The sequence below is a fragment of the Deltaproteobacteria bacterium genome, from assembly GCA_019309545.1.
GTDB lineage: Bacteria > Desulfobacterota > Desulfobaccia > Desulfobaccales > Desulfobaccaceae > Desulfobacca_B.
The window spans coordinates 61782-77690 of sequence record JAFDGA010000013.1; the positions used below are offsets into that span (position 1 = coordinate 61782).

The following is a 15909-nucleotide window of genomic DNA, read 5'->3' on the forward strand; positions in this document are numbered from 1 at the left end:
ACTGATGACCAAAAGAAGCCTGGAAGTCATTACCACCCACCTCAACGCCGATTTTGATGCTCTGGCTTCCATGGTGGCGGCCAAGAAGCTTTACCCCAATGCCCTCCTGGTCTTTCCGGGGGCGCAAGAGCGCAACCTGCGGGAATTTTTTGTCCGTTCCAGTCTTTATTTTTTAGATTTTGCCAAGGTTAAAGATATCAATCTGGAGGAGATCAAACGCCTGATTCTGGTGGATGTCCGGCAGGCCAGCCGGATCGGCAAATTTGCCGAGGCCTTGCCCAACAAAGACATCGAACTCCATATCTACGACCATCACCCCTCTTCCCCGGATGACCTGTCTGGGGATCTGGAAGTTATCCGCCCGGCCGGGGCCGCGGTTAGCATCCTGACCAAGATTATCAGAGAACGCCAGTTACCCATCACTCCGGATGAGGCCACCATAATGGCCCTGGGGATATATGAAGATACCGGCTCGTTTACCTTCGCCTCGACCACGGTGGAGGATTTTGAGGCCGCCTCCTATCTCCTGTCGCAGGGGGCCAATCTGAATACGGTGTCCGAGATGCTCACCCGGGAGCTCACCGCAGAGCAGGTCGCCCTGTTAAACGACATGATCCGCAATGCCTCCACCTTGAACATCAACGGGGTGGATATTGTGCTGGCCCGGGCCACGGCATCCCAATATATCGGCGATTTCGCGGTGCTGGCTCATAAATATATGGACATGGAAAATATCAATGTCCTGTTTGCCCTGGCCCAGATGGAGGACCGGGTATATATCGTGGGGCGCAGCCGCCTGCAAGAGGTGAACGTCGGCGAAATTCTGAGTGAAATGGGCGGCGGCGGCCATAGTTATGCGGCCTCGGCGACGATTAAGGATACCCCTCTGGCTCAGGTGGAAGAGACCCTGCGACAGATCCTCCAGACCCAGATCAGTCCCCGGCGCACAGCCCGGGAGCTGATGTCTTTCCCGGTTAAAGCCATAAGCCCAGAGGCTACCATGGCCGATGCCCACCAGAGTCTGACCCGCTTAAATATGAATGCCCTGTTGGTGATGGACCAAGAGAAGCTGGTGGGGCTGATCTCTCGTCAGATTGTGGAAAAGGCTATTTATCATGGGCTTCAGGATTTGCCAGTGAAAGAATACATGACCACCGAATTTGCCACGGTGGGGCCGGAGGCCTCGCTGGCGGAAATTCAGCAGCGACTGGTCATTAGCAAACAGCGGTTGCTGCCGGTGGTGGCCCAGAACCGGGTTCTCGGGGTGATCACCCGGACAGACCTGCTTAACCTGCTAATGGCTTCAGGAGCCGGGGCCGAGTTCAAATTAGACAAGGATCTGGTTCAACCGCTGCGCAAAAAAAAGATCAGCGGACTGCTGCGGGAACGACTGCCCCAGCGGATTCTGAAGATCTTGCACCAGGTCGGCCGGGTGGCCGATGAATTGGGCTACAATGCCTATGTGGTGGGGGGGTTTGTCCGGGATCTGCTGTTGCGCCATGAAAATCTGGATATCGATATTGTCATTGAAGGGGACGGGATTGCCTTCGCCCGCAAGTTTGCCGAACGCCATGAGGTCCGGGTGCGAGTCTTCCATAAACTCAAGACCGCGGTGATCATCTTCCCGGATGGCTTTAAGATCGATGTGGCCACCGCCCGGACCGAGTATTACGAGGCTCCCGGAGCCTTGCCGATCGTGGAAGGCAGTTCTATCAAAATGGATTTATATCGCCGTGATTTTACCATCAATACCCTGGCGGTAAAACTCAACGAGCGCCATTTTGGCATCCTGATCGACTTTTTTGGGGCCCAGCGGGACTTGAAAGAGCAGCGCATCAGCGTCCTCCACAATCTCAGCTTTGTGGAAGATCCCACTCGGGTATTTAGGGCGATTCGCTTTGAGCAACGCTTTAATTTTCAGATCAGCAAACTCACCGCCAGCCTGATCGAGAACGCGGTCAAGATCAATTTTTTTGAACGGCTCTCAGGCTCCCGACTGTTTGGGGAGCTGAAACTAATATTGCAAGAAGAGAATCCCATTCCGGCCATTGCCCGGATGGCCAGTTTTAACCTGCTCCAATTCATCCATCCCAGCCTGCGCTGCGACCAGGCCACCAAATGGATGCTGGACCAGGTGCGGGCGGTGCTTTCCTGGTATGATTTGTTATTCTTGGATGATCCCTACGAGCGTTGGCTGGTTTATTTCCTCGGTCTGATCGAACCCCTCAAGGGCGAGCAGCTCCGGGAACTGACGCATCGGTTGAACATGAAGCCCAAGATGGCCGAGACTATGTTGTGGGCCAAAGAAGCCGCCGACGAGGCCCTAGTGCGGCTCTATCGGCAGCCGGACCTGGGACGCCGGGAGATTTACCATTTGCTCCACATGCTCCCGACCGAGTTCCTCATCTACATGATGGCCAAGACCCGCCAGGAGGCCAGCAAACGGGCCATTTCCCTGTATTTCACCCAGCTCAAAAATGTCCAGCCCCTGCTTAAGGGTCGTGATTTACGGGCCATGGGCTATACTCCAGGGCCGCAATTCAAGATTATGCTGCAAAGTCTGCTGGATGCCCGGCTGAATCAGGAAGTCAGTACCATCGAAGAGGAACGGGAATATATCCGCACTCACTTTGGCCGCCCAGCCGTAGAGTTGGCGGCCGCGCCCTAATCTTCTTCAGAGCAATTTTTAAATAACCTCAAGTTGACTACGAATACTGCCACTTGAGCTTCTGGAGTTCGGCCAGGCTGGCATAATGGGTGAGATCGGGATGAATAGGAGTAATGGAGATGTAGCCATTCTGAAGTGCCCAACAGTCAGTGCCCGGTTCCGGATCGCGGCGTTGATTGATGCCAGCCAGCCAGTAATAGATGTTTTCCCGAGGATCAACCCGGCGTTCAAAGCGTTCGGCCAGACAGCTGGTATCCTGGCGGGTCAACATCACCCCTTTGATCAGACCCGGCGGGATGGCGGGGACATTGACATTGAGTGAGACCCCCGGGGGTAAGGGCAAGCTCGGCAGTTGTCGGGCCAACCGGCCGGCAAAGCGAGCCGCTCCGGAAAAATCCGGCTCCTTATAAGTGTCAAGCGAAATGGCCAGGGCCCGCAGCCCTAAAATAGCTGCTTCGCTAGCCGCCGACACTGTTCCCGAATATAAGACATTAATACCCACATTAGGTCCCAGGTTGATCCCGGAGATCACCAGGTCCGGGAGCGGAGACAACAACTCGGCTACTGCGATCTTGACGCAATCAGCCGGGGTGCCATTAATCGCCCATCCGAAAAAGGCCCCGTTTTTATTAATTTTCTTAATCCGCAATGGGGTGCTTAGACTGATGGCGTGGCCCACCGCGCTCTGTTCGCTCTCCGGGGCCACCACCCGGAGATCATATTTCGCCTGTAAGGACTGAAACAGGGCCATCAGACCCGGGGCATGGATACCATCATCGTTGGTCAATAGAATGTTCATTTTCTGATGAGCAATATGTCTTTCTGATACAATCCGGCCCGACAAATCTGGCCACGTTTGAAGATAGCCTGGAGCCCGCGCTCCTGTCAATAGTGAGGACGGTAAAATTATCAGCCGGGGGGGTAATTATAATCTCCGGTGAATCCGAACCACCGGGAAGTTGACTAAGCTTCTTGATAGGACTTGACAGTTGCTAGGGGATTTTGTTAAGCTACCTAAAAAATTATTGGAATTACAGTCGCTTGAAACTTAGTGAATCGGTTTCCACTGGTGACTAATAGCAAAGTAAAAATCCTGGTCATTGATGATGAAAAGGCCATGCGGGATGCCTGTTTCCAGATCCTCTCCCGGCTCGGCCACGAAGTCGATCTGGCTCCCAATGGCCGTCAGGGATTGGCTCATCTGGAAAGGTACACTTATGACCTGATTTTGCTGGATCTGGTCATGCCTGACCTGAATGGCCTGGAAGTTCTTAAAAAAATTAAAGCCCTGGATCCCGAGGCCTTAGTCACCATTATTACTGGTTATGGGACTATCCAATCCGCAGTAGAGTCGATGAAGTCCGGGGCCTTTGATTTCCTTCCCAAGCCCTTTGCTCCCGATGACCTGCGCCTGTCTGTAAAGCGGGCCCTGGACAAACGTCGGATCGATCTGGAAAATCTCTACCTCCGTAGCGAATTGAATCGCAAGGATGAACGCTGCACCATTGTTTTCCAAAGTGAGTCTATGGCCCGGATCATGGATATGGTCGGACGGGTCGCCTCCAGTGACAGCACCGTGTTAATTACCGGGGAATCAGGAACTGGCAAGGGCATGATTGCCAACAAGATTCATCGGTTAAGCCCGCGGCACCGCCGTCCCTTTGTCACCGTGGACTGCGGCACTTTGGTCGAAACCTTATTCGAAAGCGAACTTTTCGGGCACGTGAAAGGCTCTTTCACCGGGGCCGACGCCAATAAGATCGGCAAATTCGAACTGGCCCAAAACGGCACCCTGTTCTTTGACGAAATCAGTAATATCAGTCTGGAGGTGCAGGCCAAACTGCTGCGTGCCGTGGAGGAACGGAAGATATCCAAGGTCGGCAGCCACCGGGTGATCAATGTTGATGTGCGCATTGTCGCCGCTACCAATCAGGACTTAAACCAGGCGATTAAAGAGGGTACCTTTCGGGAGGACCTGTTTTACCGGCTCAACGTGGTTTCCATTCATCTGCCGCCGTTGCGAGATCGCAAAGAAGATATCCCCTTGTTGGTTCAGAATTTTTTGGACAAATATAATCGGCGTCTCAAAAAACAGGTACGAGGCATTTCCGATGAAGCCATGGACCTGCTGATGCAACACGACTGGCCGGGAAATGTCCGGGAATTAGAAAATATTATCGAACGACTGGTGGTGTTGAGCACCGGGTTTTATTTAGAGCCTGCCGATCTGGCCTTTTCCGGAGCCGTACTCTCAGCCACTTCCCGGAAGAAAGCTACCAGTCTTAAGGACTTAGAACGGGAGCATATCATTGAAATGTTGCATCGCTTCGACGGTCACAAAAGAGAGACCGCCGAAGCCCTGGGAATTGACCGCAAGACCTTACGTGAAAAGCTTAAACGCTATCATATTGAATAACCGCCTGCCGATCCCGAGTTAGCCTGTGGGTTCCACATCAGCCCCGGCCCGGTCCCAGCTCGGGGGCAAAATCAGCCCTATCCTGGTTCTGTTCTACGGCGCTGCCACCCTGGCGGCTCAGGTCCTGCTTTTACGGGAACTTCTGGTATTAGCCCAGGGCAATGAACTGCAACTAGGTCTGGGTCTATGGGCCTGGCTGATCTGGACCGGTTTAGGCAGTCTGTGGGGCGGACGTCGGCTGGCCTCTCGGCTTATCGCACCGGCGACCCTGGCCAGATGGTTAGGGGTCTTGGGAGGGCTGTTGCCGGCCACGGTTTTCCTGACCCGATGCCTTCCCGGGCTGCTCCATTTGCCCCTGGGTCAGGTGTTGTCGCCCTTCCAGGCTGGCCTGTTGTTTCTGCTCCTGTTGGCCCCTTTCTGTCTTCTCTCCGGACTCTTTTTCCCGCTGGCCTGTCAGAGTCTGAAGGGTTCCCCGACCTGGGGGATGTTAGGGCGGGTGTACTTCCTCGATACCTTGGGCGCCGCCTTGGGGGTGGGCTTCCTGCAGCTGTTTCTGATCGGCCGCATACCCAGCCTCAAACTGGCTCTGTGGCTGGGACTGATACTGAATCTGCTGGCCATCTTGGCGCCCCCAGCCCGCCGCAAAAAACGGAGTGTAATAATTACCGGATTGAGCCTGGTGATCCTGGGGGGATTGTTAAGTCAGGCCTCACGCCTGGAAGATGTAAGTCGCGGCTGGCAATGGCCCGGACAGAACCTAGTAGCGGTCCAGGAAAGCCGGTATGGCCTGCTTACCGCCACCCAGACAGCCCAACAGATCAATTTTTTTGAAAACAACCTGTGGTATTTCAGCCACCCGGATCCCTTGAATGCCGAAGCCAGCGTGCAATATGCCCTCTTGCAGCACCCCCAACCCCGGCGGGTGCTGTTGATCGGCGGCGGGGTGGCCGGAGCTGTGGCGCAGATTCTTAAAACCCCCGGCCTGATCAGCCTGGATTACGTCGAATTAGACCCCCAACTGATTCGCCTGGCCCAGAGGGTGCTACCGCCGGCCGTCACCAAAACCTTGGAAGCGCCGCTAGTGCGGCTGATTTATCAGGACGGTCGGCGCTATATCAAAGATACTGATTCTACTTATGATGTTATCCTGCTCTGCCTGCCGGAACCCAAAAATGCCCTGCTCAACCGCTTCTACTCGCAGGAATTTTTCGAAGAAGTTAAAGCGCGGCTGCGGCCCGGCGGGCTGTTCAGCTTCGGCCTCAGCGGCGGTGAGGTCAGCCTGACCCCCTTACGGGCCCAGTACCTGGGCCTGGCTTTCCATACCTTGCAGCACGTGTTCCCGGAAGTTCAGGTCTTTCCGGGGCTGAGGGTGCGCTTCTTTGCCGGTCTTCAGCCCGGGCAACTGGTAACCGATCCGGCCCTTTTGGTGTCTCGCCTCCAGGCCCGCCAACTGAGACTCTACTACGTTAGAGAATACTATCTGTATGAAAATCTTTCCCCAGCCCGGCAGGCCTATCTCCAGCAGATTCTGGCCCAAACCGGCTCTGGTCTCAATACCGACCTGTCCCCGCAATGTTATTATTATGATCTGACCCTCAGTTGGGCTCAGGAAATCTCGGCGATCAAAGATCTGCTTGTCAGGCTGCGGCCATTGCCTTTCTGGTCTTTTCCGGCCGCGGTGGTTTTAATGACCCTGCTGTTATGGTGGCGGTGGCGACCGCCAGGGAAACGGATCAGCGGCCCGTCCAACTATTGCCCCGGCCCTTATCTGTATAATGTGCTGATCATGGGCCTCAGCGCCATGGCCCTGGAAATTACGTTAATCATCCTTTTCCAGATTCAATTAGGCTTCCTTTACGGCCAGTTAGGGCTTTTGATGGCCGCCTTCATGTTCGGTATGGGCCTGGGTTCCGGCCTCACCCCGTGGCTGATGGATAGTCAAGCCGCCGCCTGGCGATTATCGCTGGGCTTTCAGGGGGGACTGGTCCTGCTGGCGGGACTGCTTGGCCTGATTTTACCCAATCTGCTCAACCTGCCTTTGTTGAACTGGGAAGGTTATGCTCAGGCCGGTTTTGCTGTGCTCCTGGGAAGCGTCGGCTTTTTGGCCGGCGGCATCTTTGCCGGGCAGGCGGAAATCTTGCAGCAGGCCGGGACTCAACTGGCGGTCAGCGCCGGTCTACTCTATGCCGTGGATTTACTGGGAGCCACCCTGGGAACCTTGGGGATGAGCCTGGTGGCGCTGCCCTTGTGGGGCCTGCGCCCGACCCTGTTGCTGTTGGCCATTCTTAACTTATCGGCTCTGATTATCCTCTTTACCAGCGGCAGACCATATCCCTTGGGGGCTGGCGCTATTAGCCCTGATTAAAATAGTCTAGAGTATTAATCAGCAGAACCGCTCGGTTAAGGCCCCTCCAGCCGACGGCGGAACTCAATCACCGCGGCCGGGATCAGGCGGCGCAAAAAGATGCCTTGGTCTCGCGCCGGCAGGGATTGGTACACTGCAAATTGGGGGTGCTGGGGCGATAACGGGGGAGGTGGCAGCGTGCTATCCCCTCCTGGCTGCCGGGCCTCCTCGACTAACTGGATGAGGGAAAGTTCCTCGTTCGGCATCGCTGTAACCCAACCCAAGCGGCGCATGACCTCAAATCGGGCCCGATCCAAAAGGCCCAAGGAAAGGTCGAGGATATTCTGCTTGGCGGAAGTCTCCAGATCATCCAGGCGGAAGCGAGTGGAGTCCCCCAGTCCCTGGACTCCCATTACCAGATCGATCAGCACAAACAGGTTCTCCTCTCCTGGGGTGGCCAGGAAAAGCAGCGTCGGGTCGGACAGGTCTTTAAACCGGGTGTCGGGACCGAATTGTTCCCGAAACCGCTGCAGCCAGGTGCGAAACCCGTGATCGGCCGCCACCTTCTGGCGGAATCGCTCTAACTCAATAACTTCTGCCACCAGAGTCCTTAAATTATCGGTTCCGATTACGAACCCGTCTGGTTTGTAGCACTAAGGTAACGCAGCCCTCGAGCCAGATAATGCAGGCCGGAAGCAATGGTCAGGATGGCGGTGAGCCAGAAACAGGCGGTGAGTACCGCCTCCGGGAAGACCCAGAACTCTTGCAGGAGAACCAGGAAGACAACCAAAACCTGCAGAGTGGTGGCCAACTTGCTGGCCCGCGAGGGTTGGATCGGCACCCTGACCTCAAACAACTTCAGGACCGCGACCCCGCCCAGGATCACCACATCCCGGCTGATCACCAACACCGCCAGCCAGGGCGGAATTTTATGAAAAACACTCAGGGTGACAAAACTGGAGGAGATCAACAACTTGTCCGCCACCGGGTCCAGGTAAGCTCCTAGAGGTGATTTCAACTGCCAGGCCCGAGCAATTAATCCATCCACCACGTCAGTGATCCCGGCCAGCACAAATATGATCAAAGCCCGGCCATAGGTGCCCTGAATCAAAAAAATAATGATCAGCGGGGTCAAGAAAATCCGGACCATGGTGAGTAGATTGGGGATGGTCAGAGTCGGGCTGAATTTAGGCGGCTGGGAGGTCAATGGCCTAACACTTTCGGTTTTTTTCGTCTAATTTATCAGATTTATGGAGAAAAGCCAATTACCGAAGTTGTTTATCCCGGACGCTAAGTAACTGATTAAAAAATTCTCGCAACCGCTCCCGGATCTCAAGCCAGTGGTCGGGTGCCAACCAGTAGATCTCCGGGTCGGCCCGGAACCAGGTCATTTGGCGCTTGGCATAACGCCGCGTATCCCGCTTCAGTCGGTCAATGGTCGCCTCCCAGTCCCCGCCGTCCTGCAGATAAGAGATCAGATGACGGTAGCCCAGGGCCTGGAACGGTTTTAGCCCACGGTCATAGCGGCTCAGGAGAGCCTCAACCTCGGTTAAGAATCCCTGCGCCAGCATCTCCTCCACCCGAGCATTGATGCGATCATAAAGCTGGTCCCGATCCAAAGCCAGCCCCAATTTCAGCACCCGATAGGGGCGATCCTGAAAGCGGTGGGCCTGTTGCAGGCGAGACAAGGGTTGGCCATTGGCCTCTATAACCTCCAAGGCCCGCAAGATGCGAAAGGCATCATTGGGGTGGAGCCGGATTGCGACTTTCGGGTCCAGGCGGTGCAGGCGGGCATAAAGCTCGGGCAAGCCAAGGGTGGCCAGTTCCTGGCGCAACCGATCGCGGATCACCCGGTCCTGAACCTGGTCATCAAACAGCCCCTGTAATAAAGCCTTGATATACAGTCCGGTGCCCCCCACGACCAAAGGCGGAATCCGCCGGGCGTGCAGGTCGGCAATGACCTGGCGACCCCGGCGGCAATACTGGGCTGCATCAAATTCCTCATCCGGAAAGACCACATCGATCAAATGATGGGGAACTGCAGCCCGCTGCTCCGGGGTGGGTTTGGCCGTGCCGATATCCATTTCCCGGTACACCTGGAGAGAGTCGGCACTGATAATTTCAGCCCCCAGTTCCTGCGCCAAGCGGATCGCCAACCCGGTTTTACCGGCTCCGGTAGCCCCCAGGATAACTGCTACAGGTGAAAGCTTCATAGGTCTTAAGGCGGTTCATCTAAATTTAACTGATGATAGCCGATCCTCTCTTATGATCCTAGTGCCGGGGGCGGCGAAAGCCCTGGCGGATTTCCTCTATGCTTAACAGCCGCCAGAGAGGGCGCCCATGCGGACAATGGGAGGAAACCCGAAGCCCGTCCAACTGCGCCAGCAATTGCTGCATCTCCTCTATCGTCAGTTTTTGTCCCGCTTTGATCGCCCCCCGGCAGGACATGGTCAGCCGCAGACGCTCTCGGACCTGGCTGCTGTCTTCCACATCCTTCATGGGTGCCAGAGCGTTTACCGTCTCCAGCACCAAGGCTTCCAGGTCCTGGTCTAACAGACAGGCCGGGACCTTTATAATTAAAAAGGTGTTGCCGCCAAAGGGCTCCAGGTCGAGACCGGCTTGGCGCATGATGGGCAAATGGTCCTGCAGCCAAGCGGCCTGGCGTGCTTCCAGTTCCACCGGCCGGGGAAACAGCAAGGGTTGCAAAGCGCCTGATTGCTGCCAAGCAATGGCCAGGGCCTCATAAAGGATGCGCTCATGGGCGGCATGCTGGTCGATGAGGATCAAACCTTCCGGGGCTTCGGCTAGAATATAGCTGGCCTGCAATTGACCCAGGATAAGCAGATCGGCAAATCGCCAGGTATCAGGGGTAGGGGGAGGCGGCGTAAATGACTCGACCGGAGTGGGGCCTGGCCAGGTATATTCTGGCCCCGAACCGGGAGCCGAATCGGGAGTCTGGGGTGGTAACAGCCCGGTGGCCCAGCTTTCCTGGATCTGGGTCAGGGACCCTGGTTGCCAGCCAGCATTGTAGCTGTGGCGGCTGGGGCGGTGGAGGGCCTCCAACCCTTGCCGTAGGGCGGTCAGCACCAGGGCATAGACCCGACCGCTATCCTTAAACCGGATTTCGGCTTTGGCCGGATGGACATTGACATCCACCTGGTCCGCGGGGAGCTCCAGGTTGATCACTGCCGCGGGATAGCGGCCTCGGGGTAAGAGTCCCTGATAACTCTCCCGGAGCGCCGCACTGAGCAGCCGATCACTGACCAGGCGGCGGTTTACCAGCACAAATTGGAAGCGACTGCTGGCCAGACCTTGATCTGGAGACAGCAACAGGCCCCATACCTTATACGGCTCGGCTTCCAGATTAAACGGCAGCATGCGCTCCGCCAGCTCAGTGCCCAGCACCGCCGCCACCCGTTCGGCCAGACCATTGTGGGCCGGAGCTACCAGCACTGCCTTGCCTTGGGCCCGCAGACAGAAATGAACCTCGGGATAGCCCAGGCTGAAGCTGCGCACCTGCTCCAGGATCTGCCCCTGTTCAGCCTGTTTACTTTTCAGGAATTTGCGCCGCGCCGGGGTATTGTAAAACAGCTCCGCCACCGTGATCTGGGTGCCCGCTGCCGTGGCCCAAGGAGAGCTTTCCACTAACTGCCCACCCTCCACCCGGAGGCGGCAACCGACCTCCAAGTCGGGCGGCCGGCTGATCAGCTCCAGCCGGGAGACCGCCGCCATACTGGGTAAGGCTTCACCGCGAAAACCCAGTGTGGCTAATTGCAACAGATCAGACTCTTGCTGCAATTTGCTGGTGGCATGACGCTCCAGACTGAGCCGGGCGTCCTCAGGGGTCATACCGCAGCCATCATCCACCACCCGAATCTGGCGGCGGCCGCCGTCCTCTACCTCTATGGTGATGCTGATGGCCCCGGCGTCCAGAGAGTTTTCAATCAGCTCTTTAACCACCGAAGCGGGACGGGTGATGACCTCGCCGGCGGCAATCTTGCTGGCTACCTCCAAGGGTAAAATGGTGATCCGGCTCACGGGATTGTCCTTGCTTTATTTTTTGGCATTTTTTAAAATTAAAAATTAAGGAGGGCTGTGACCGGTTCTTCTTACCTTCCCCGCCAGTCAGGTTTGGCCTTCTTCGGCTGGCGGGGTTATTATTAAATTAATATAACATAACTTAGGAGCTATAGGGAGTCACTGCTGTGGAATCCCCCAAAACCAAGGCGGAATCATTGTCGGCTAAGGAGGAACTCGTCCTCAAGGTAACCAAAGAGATTATCGTCAAGTTCATCGAAGTGGGGCGGGTCTCACCTGCCAGCTTTAACGAGCTCTTCAAGGTGGTAAATGACACTGTCCGGGACTCAATCAAGTCCTGATGGCCAGATTTCCTAACTGGAATATATTTTTTTATCGGTAACTTATTTAGATAGCTAAAGACGCGCTTCATGATCGCCATAGATTCCATCAGCAAGGAGCCTGACATCGGCTAAGAGAGGGTAAGGGAGGGAGCATGCCGCGGGCTGAAGGACGGTTACCAGGCGAACTGAGACCCATTGAAATTATTCCCAATTATCTGCCCCAGGCCGAAGGCTCGGCCCTGATTTCCCTGGGACGGACCTGGGTATTATGCACGGCCACGGTCGAGGCCCGCGTGCCCCCGTTTTTGCAGAACTCTGGGCAGGGGTGGATCACCGCCGAATATGGCATGTTGCCTCGGGCTACCAACACCCGACGGCCGCGCGAGGGTATTTGGGGGCGAGTTAGCGGCCGTACCCAAGAAATTCAGCGCCTGATCGGACGTTCTCTGCGCGCCGTCACCGATCTTCTGGAACTGGGGGAGCGGACCATTATCCTGGACTGCGATGTCCTACAGGCTGATGGCGGCACCCGCACCGCCGCGGTAACCGGGGCCTTTGTGGCCTTGTGTCAGGCCCTGGCCGGTCTGCAACGCCAGGAACTGCTTGATACTTTGCCGATCCGCGGGCAGGTGGTGGCCGTCAGCGTCGGCTTGGTGGATGGCCAAATACTGGTCGATTTGGATTATCAAGAGGACTCTCGAGCCGCGGTCGATGCCAATCTGGTGGTCACGGAGCAGGGCCAGTTGGTGGAAATCCAGGCCACCGGCGAAGGCGGGCCTTTTGCCCCAGAACTGCTGGGGGAAATGCTGCAGATTGCCCAGACCGGCCTGAAAAAATTATGCCAGTCACAGGAGGACGCCATCCGCCCATGGATGCACCTACCCTGGTGATTGCCACTCATAACCCTGGCAAGGTCAGGGAATTGCAACTACTTCTAAAGAAGCTTGGCATTAATTTAATGAGCTTACAGAATTTTCCGGATTTACCAGAAATCATCGAGGATGGCCCGACTTTCGCGGCCAATGCCCAGAAAAAAGCTCGGGCCGTAGCCCGAGCCACTGGCTTCCCGGCCCTGGCTGATGACTCCGGTCTGGAAGTGGCGGCACTGGGAGGACGGCCAGGGGTCCACTCGGCGCGCTATGCCGCGGATCGCACTTATCCGGACCCGCCCACCGACCAGGACAACTACCTCAAGTTGTTGGAGGAATTGGCCGATATCCCCTGGGACCAGCGCCAGGCCCAATTTGTCTGCGAAATGGTTTTGGCCTTTCCCGATAGCCAGATGGTATCCACCCAGGGAACCTGTAAGGGGATGATTGCCCTAAAACCGCAAGGGCAGCAAGGCTTTGGTTATGATCCGGTCTTCTGGCTGCCGCAATATGGCTGCACCATGGCAGAAATCGACCTGGACCTGAAAAACCAGATCAGCCATCGGGCCCAGGCCCTTAAGGAAATGAAGTCGATCATTGCTGCTCGACTTCAGCCTATGCTAAAACATAAAGCCTCAACCTAATATCATACGGGACGTAGCGCAGCCGGGTTAGCGCGCCTGCCTTGGGAGCAGGAGGTCGGCGGTTCAAATCCGCCCGTCCCGACCATTAAATTGTGTTGGAAATCGGTGAGTTAGCTGAGGTGGGGTTTGAGGCTTTGGAGGCCGAAATCGGGTTTTGTATCAGTTTTGTGTCAACGCTCAGGTTGTTCAGGGCTGCCACTGCCTCTTTCAGGTGGGCCTGAGAAAGGTGGGCATAAAACAGGTCATATTGAGATCAATGTACCCTAAAAGCTCTTGCATAGAAATATTTTTTGGTACTCAGCAAAATTTTGTTCATGTTGGAAATAAGCCCATAACCGCATGGTCAAGTCGATCATTTTTTCAGATCGGGAGACTACCTTTGTCCTGCGGGTAAAAAGGGCTACCCGATGGCGTGTCATTAGTGTCCGGCACAGAAATTGAGTAAAGGTATTTGGTTATTGGCAGATGACGGAGGGCGTTTTTTAGGACAGATGCTCTCCCAAAGGTTACGCCGCTCCATTAACATGGTTTGAATAAGTCGGGTCCACTCCAGGATGCCGAGATCCATAGTGCTTTTGATTTTTAACCAGATAAGCAGCAAATAGGCTATTAAAACGGTCCAGATTTGGATTAAGACGGCATTTCGGGAAGTGCCATAAAAAGTTTTGATTTTCAGATTTTGTTTGATCCATTTGAAAAAGAGCTCGATCTGCCAAAGTTGCCGATAAAGATCAGCGATGGCCAGGGCAGCCAAGTCAAAGCGATTGGTGAGGAAGACATATTCCTTGCCGGTTTCGGGGTCTCGGTAGTGCACCCGGCGCAGGGTGTCGGGATAACTGGCGACACCGCCGGGTGAGTTCAATCGAATGATTTCGTCGGCCAGCACCGTGTCGGCACCGGAATTATCTCGCGGTTCAACAACTTCATAGCAGGCATTGGATTTCAGTCGGGTAACAAACCAAACACCTTTCTGATGGAGGGTATGCAGCCAGGTATAATCAATGTAACCCCGGTCAAAGATTAACAAATCTCCCGTGTTGATTGGGACTAAACACCAAATCTCTGAGACTCTAGCGACTACTCAACTGAGCGCAGAGCATGGCGCCAAACTGTGACCAATACGAAAAGGTTCTGGGTTTCGGACCTGCCCAGGAATGGGTTTTGGTTATTCGCTTTTTCGCTAAAACATTATAACATAATTGGCAGTTATGGGGACTATTTTCTTAACTATTATTGACACTTTTTAAGTATCGTCTACTGGACAGAACTGCCCTACACCATTAGACGTAACGTGGATCTTAGCCGAAAATTCAACAAAAACCTGTTTTTTGTTGACCCCGTTAATACTTATCTGGCAATATAGCAATTATGAACTGGGGCCTCCGCAAGTTATTAAAAATAAGGTCTAAACCGGCCCTAGGCAGCGGGGCTGGAGGAGGGAAGACTCCGTCCGCCACTGGTTCCCTATCTGCTAAAGGAAGAGGAGGAGTGATATTTTTCTGGACTGTATTGTCCTTGGTCGGTTTTGGCCTGACCGGGGTATTGGTGTTCGGCAATAAGGGACTTTACCAGCTATACAAACTTTCCCAGGAACGAGATCGCCTCCTCCGGATGAACCAGGAAGTTAGGGCCGAGAATGACCGTCTCCTGAAGACCATTGATCGGCTGCAACACGATCGGGAAATGATCGAGGATATGATTAGAAGCGAACTTCATTACCTCAGACCCGACGAACGGATTTACTATCTGGAACCTGAACTGGGGAACTGGCCCAGGACTACGGCTTCGCCAAAGTCGTCCCAGGCAATCGCCAAAAGTCCCCCAGCGAAATCCGGTAGGGCTAAAAAAACGAAACCTTAAGAGCTAGGGGGGAACTTGAATATCTCGCCCGGCAATTTTACTATAACCCTCACCGCAGCGCATTTTTTATAGTTTCGTTACTTGTAAGGGTTCAAGACCCGCTAAGACCGGAACTGCGGCCCGAACCAGTCAGCCAGATGCGACCCCGGGAGGGCAGCGATTGCGATAATCCCTGTAAATCCAAGGTTGGTTACTGCCTATGTATACTACTGCTGATTTTAAAAAGGGTTTGAAAATCGAAGTGAACGAAACACCCTTTGTGATCGTTGATTTCTTGCATGTCAAACCCGGCAAAGGCGGAGCCTTTGTCCGCACCAAACTTAAAAACCTGCTAACCGGCCGGGTTATAGACCAGACTTTCCGTTCCGGGGAAAAAGTCGAGCGCCCCGACCTCCAGGAAAAAGACATGCAATATCTTTATCAGGAAGGTGATAGCTACTGCCTGATGGATAACCAGACGTTTGAACAGTTGATCCTAACCGCCGAGCAGATGGGCGACAGCCGTAATTTTTTGCAGGATAACGTTAATCTGCAGGTGATCTTCTACAAAGGGCAACCCATCGGAGTGGAACTGCCCACCTTTGTTGAACTGAAGGTCTCCCACACCGAACCCGGGGTGCGCGGCGATACCGCCAGCGGCGCCACCAAACCCGCTACCCTGGAGACCGGCTTCCAGATTCAGGTCCCGCTATTTATTGAGGAAGGCGACCTGGTAAAGATTGACACCCGCACCGGCACCTATATTGA

The 15909-nt window shown here is 54.9% G+C and carries 14 protein-coding genes and 1 tRNA gene; 9 read left to right on the forward strand and 6 right to left on the reverse strand.

From position 1 onward, the window contains the following. Positions 1-4 precede the first annotated feature (4 nt). Entirely contained in the window at positions 5-2668 is a 2664-nt protein-coding gene (locus JRG72_06135; GenBank protein MBW2134799.1) for a CBS domain-containing protein, read from the forward strand. 37 nt (positions 2669-2705) lie between these two features. On the opposite strand, the gene surE is transcribed toward JRG72_06135, so the two are convergent. Further along, positions 2706-3467, reverse strand: coding sequence for a 5'/3'-nucleotidase SurE (surE, locus tag JRG72_06140; protein ID MBW2134800.1), 762 nt, complete (start codon positions 3465-3467; stop codon positions 2706-2708). A gap of 270 nt (positions 3468-3737) precedes the next feature. Between surE and JRG72_06145 the strand changes: the two genes are divergently transcribed. Together JRG72_06145 and JRG72_06150 are read left to right on the forward strand one after the other, a co-directional pair. Next, entirely contained in the window at positions 3738-5084 is a 1347-nt protein-coding gene (locus tag JRG72_06145; GenBank protein ID MBW2134801.1) for a sigma-54-dependent Fis family transcriptional regulator, read from the forward strand. A gap of 25 nt (positions 5085-5109) precedes the next feature. Continuing rightward, on the forward strand, positions 5110-7449 hold the full coding sequence (locus JRG72_06150) for a fused MFS/spermidine synthase (GenBank protein MBW2134802.1): 2340 nt from the start codon (positions 5110-5112) through the stop codon (positions 7447-7449). Between the two features lie 35 nt (positions 7450-7484). Here the strand turns inward: JRG72_06150 and JRG72_06155 are convergent, their stop codons facing one another. From JRG72_06155 to mutL, 4 genes are read right to left on the reverse strand one after another with little or no spacing between them, the layout of a single operon-like run. Then, on the reverse strand, positions 7485-8030 hold the full coding sequence (locus tag JRG72_06155) for a hypothetical protein (GenBank protein MBW2134803.1): 546 nt from the start codon (positions 8028-8030) through the stop codon (positions 7485-7487). Positions 8031-8056: 26 nt separating this feature from the next. Next, on the reverse strand, positions 8057-8635 hold the full coding sequence (gene pgsA, locus JRG72_06160; GenBank protein MBW2134804.1) for a CDP-diacylglycerol--glycerol-3-phosphate 3-phosphatidyltransferase: 579 nt from the start codon (positions 8633-8635) through the stop codon (positions 8057-8059). Between the two features lie 58 nt (positions 8636-8693). Beyond that, complete coding sequence (gene miaA / locus JRG72_06165) at positions 8694-9641, reverse strand: tRNA (adenosine(37)-N6)-dimethylallyltransferase MiaA (protein MBW2134805.1); 948 nt, start codon at positions 9639-9641, stop codon at positions 8694-8696. A gap of 58 nt (positions 9642-9699) precedes the next feature. Next, positions 9700-11466 carry a DNA mismatch repair endonuclease MutL gene (gene mutL, locus JRG72_06170; GenBank protein ID MBW2134806.1) on the reverse strand — a complete coding sequence of 589 codons (1767 nt, stop codon included), beginning with the start codon at positions 11464-11466 and terminating at the stop codon, positions 9700-9702. Between the two features lie 167 nt (positions 11467-11633). On the opposite strand from mutL, the gene JRG72_06175 reads away from it, so the two are divergent. The 4 genes from JRG72_06175 to JRG72_06190 all read left to right on the forward strand — a co-directional run bounded on the left by JRG72_06175 (position 11634) and on the right by JRG72_06190 (position 13387). Next, the gene (locus tag JRG72_06175) at positions 11634-11807 is read left to right on the forward strand and encodes a hypothetical protein (GenBank protein MBW2134807.1); all 174 of its coding nucleotides are present in this window, start codon (positions 11634-11636) and stop codon (positions 11805-11807) included. Between the two features lie 134 nt (positions 11808-11941). Next, a complete protein-coding gene (gene rph, locus JRG72_06180) occupies positions 11942-12679 on the forward strand; it encodes a ribonuclease PH (protein MBW2134808.1) in 738 nt (245 codons plus the stop codon). Further along, positions 12658-13302 (forward strand): XTP/dITP diphosphatase, encoded by a 645-nt coding sequence (locus JRG72_06185; GenBank protein MBW2134809.1) that lies wholly within the window; start codon positions 12658-12660, stop codon positions 13300-13302. The genes rph and JRG72_06185 overlap by 22 nt, the downstream gene beginning before the upstream one ends. A gap of 7 nt (positions 13303-13309) precedes the next feature. Then, positions 13310-13387, forward strand: a tRNA-Pro gene (locus JRG72_06190). A gap of 333 nt (positions 13388-13720) precedes the next feature. Here JRG72_06190 and JRG72_06195 read toward each other — a convergent pair. Continuing rightward, on the reverse strand, positions 13721-14329 hold the full coding sequence (locus JRG72_06195; protein MBW2134810.1) for an IS4 family transposase: 609 nt from the start codon (positions 14327-14329) through the stop codon (positions 13721-13723). A 461-nt stretch (positions 14330-14790) separates the two neighbouring features. Between JRG72_06195 and JRG72_06200 the strand changes: the two genes are divergently transcribed. Both JRG72_06200 and efp read left to right on the forward strand, forming a co-directional pair. After that, on the forward strand, positions 14791-15162 hold the full coding sequence (locus tag JRG72_06200) for a septum formation initiator family protein (protein MBW2134811.1): 372 nt from the start codon (positions 14791-14793) through the stop codon (positions 15160-15162). A gap of 199 nt (positions 15163-15361) precedes the next feature. Beyond that, the coding region (gene efp, locus JRG72_06205; protein MBW2134812.1) for an elongation factor P at positions 15362-15909 on the forward strand (548 nt) is incomplete at its 3' end.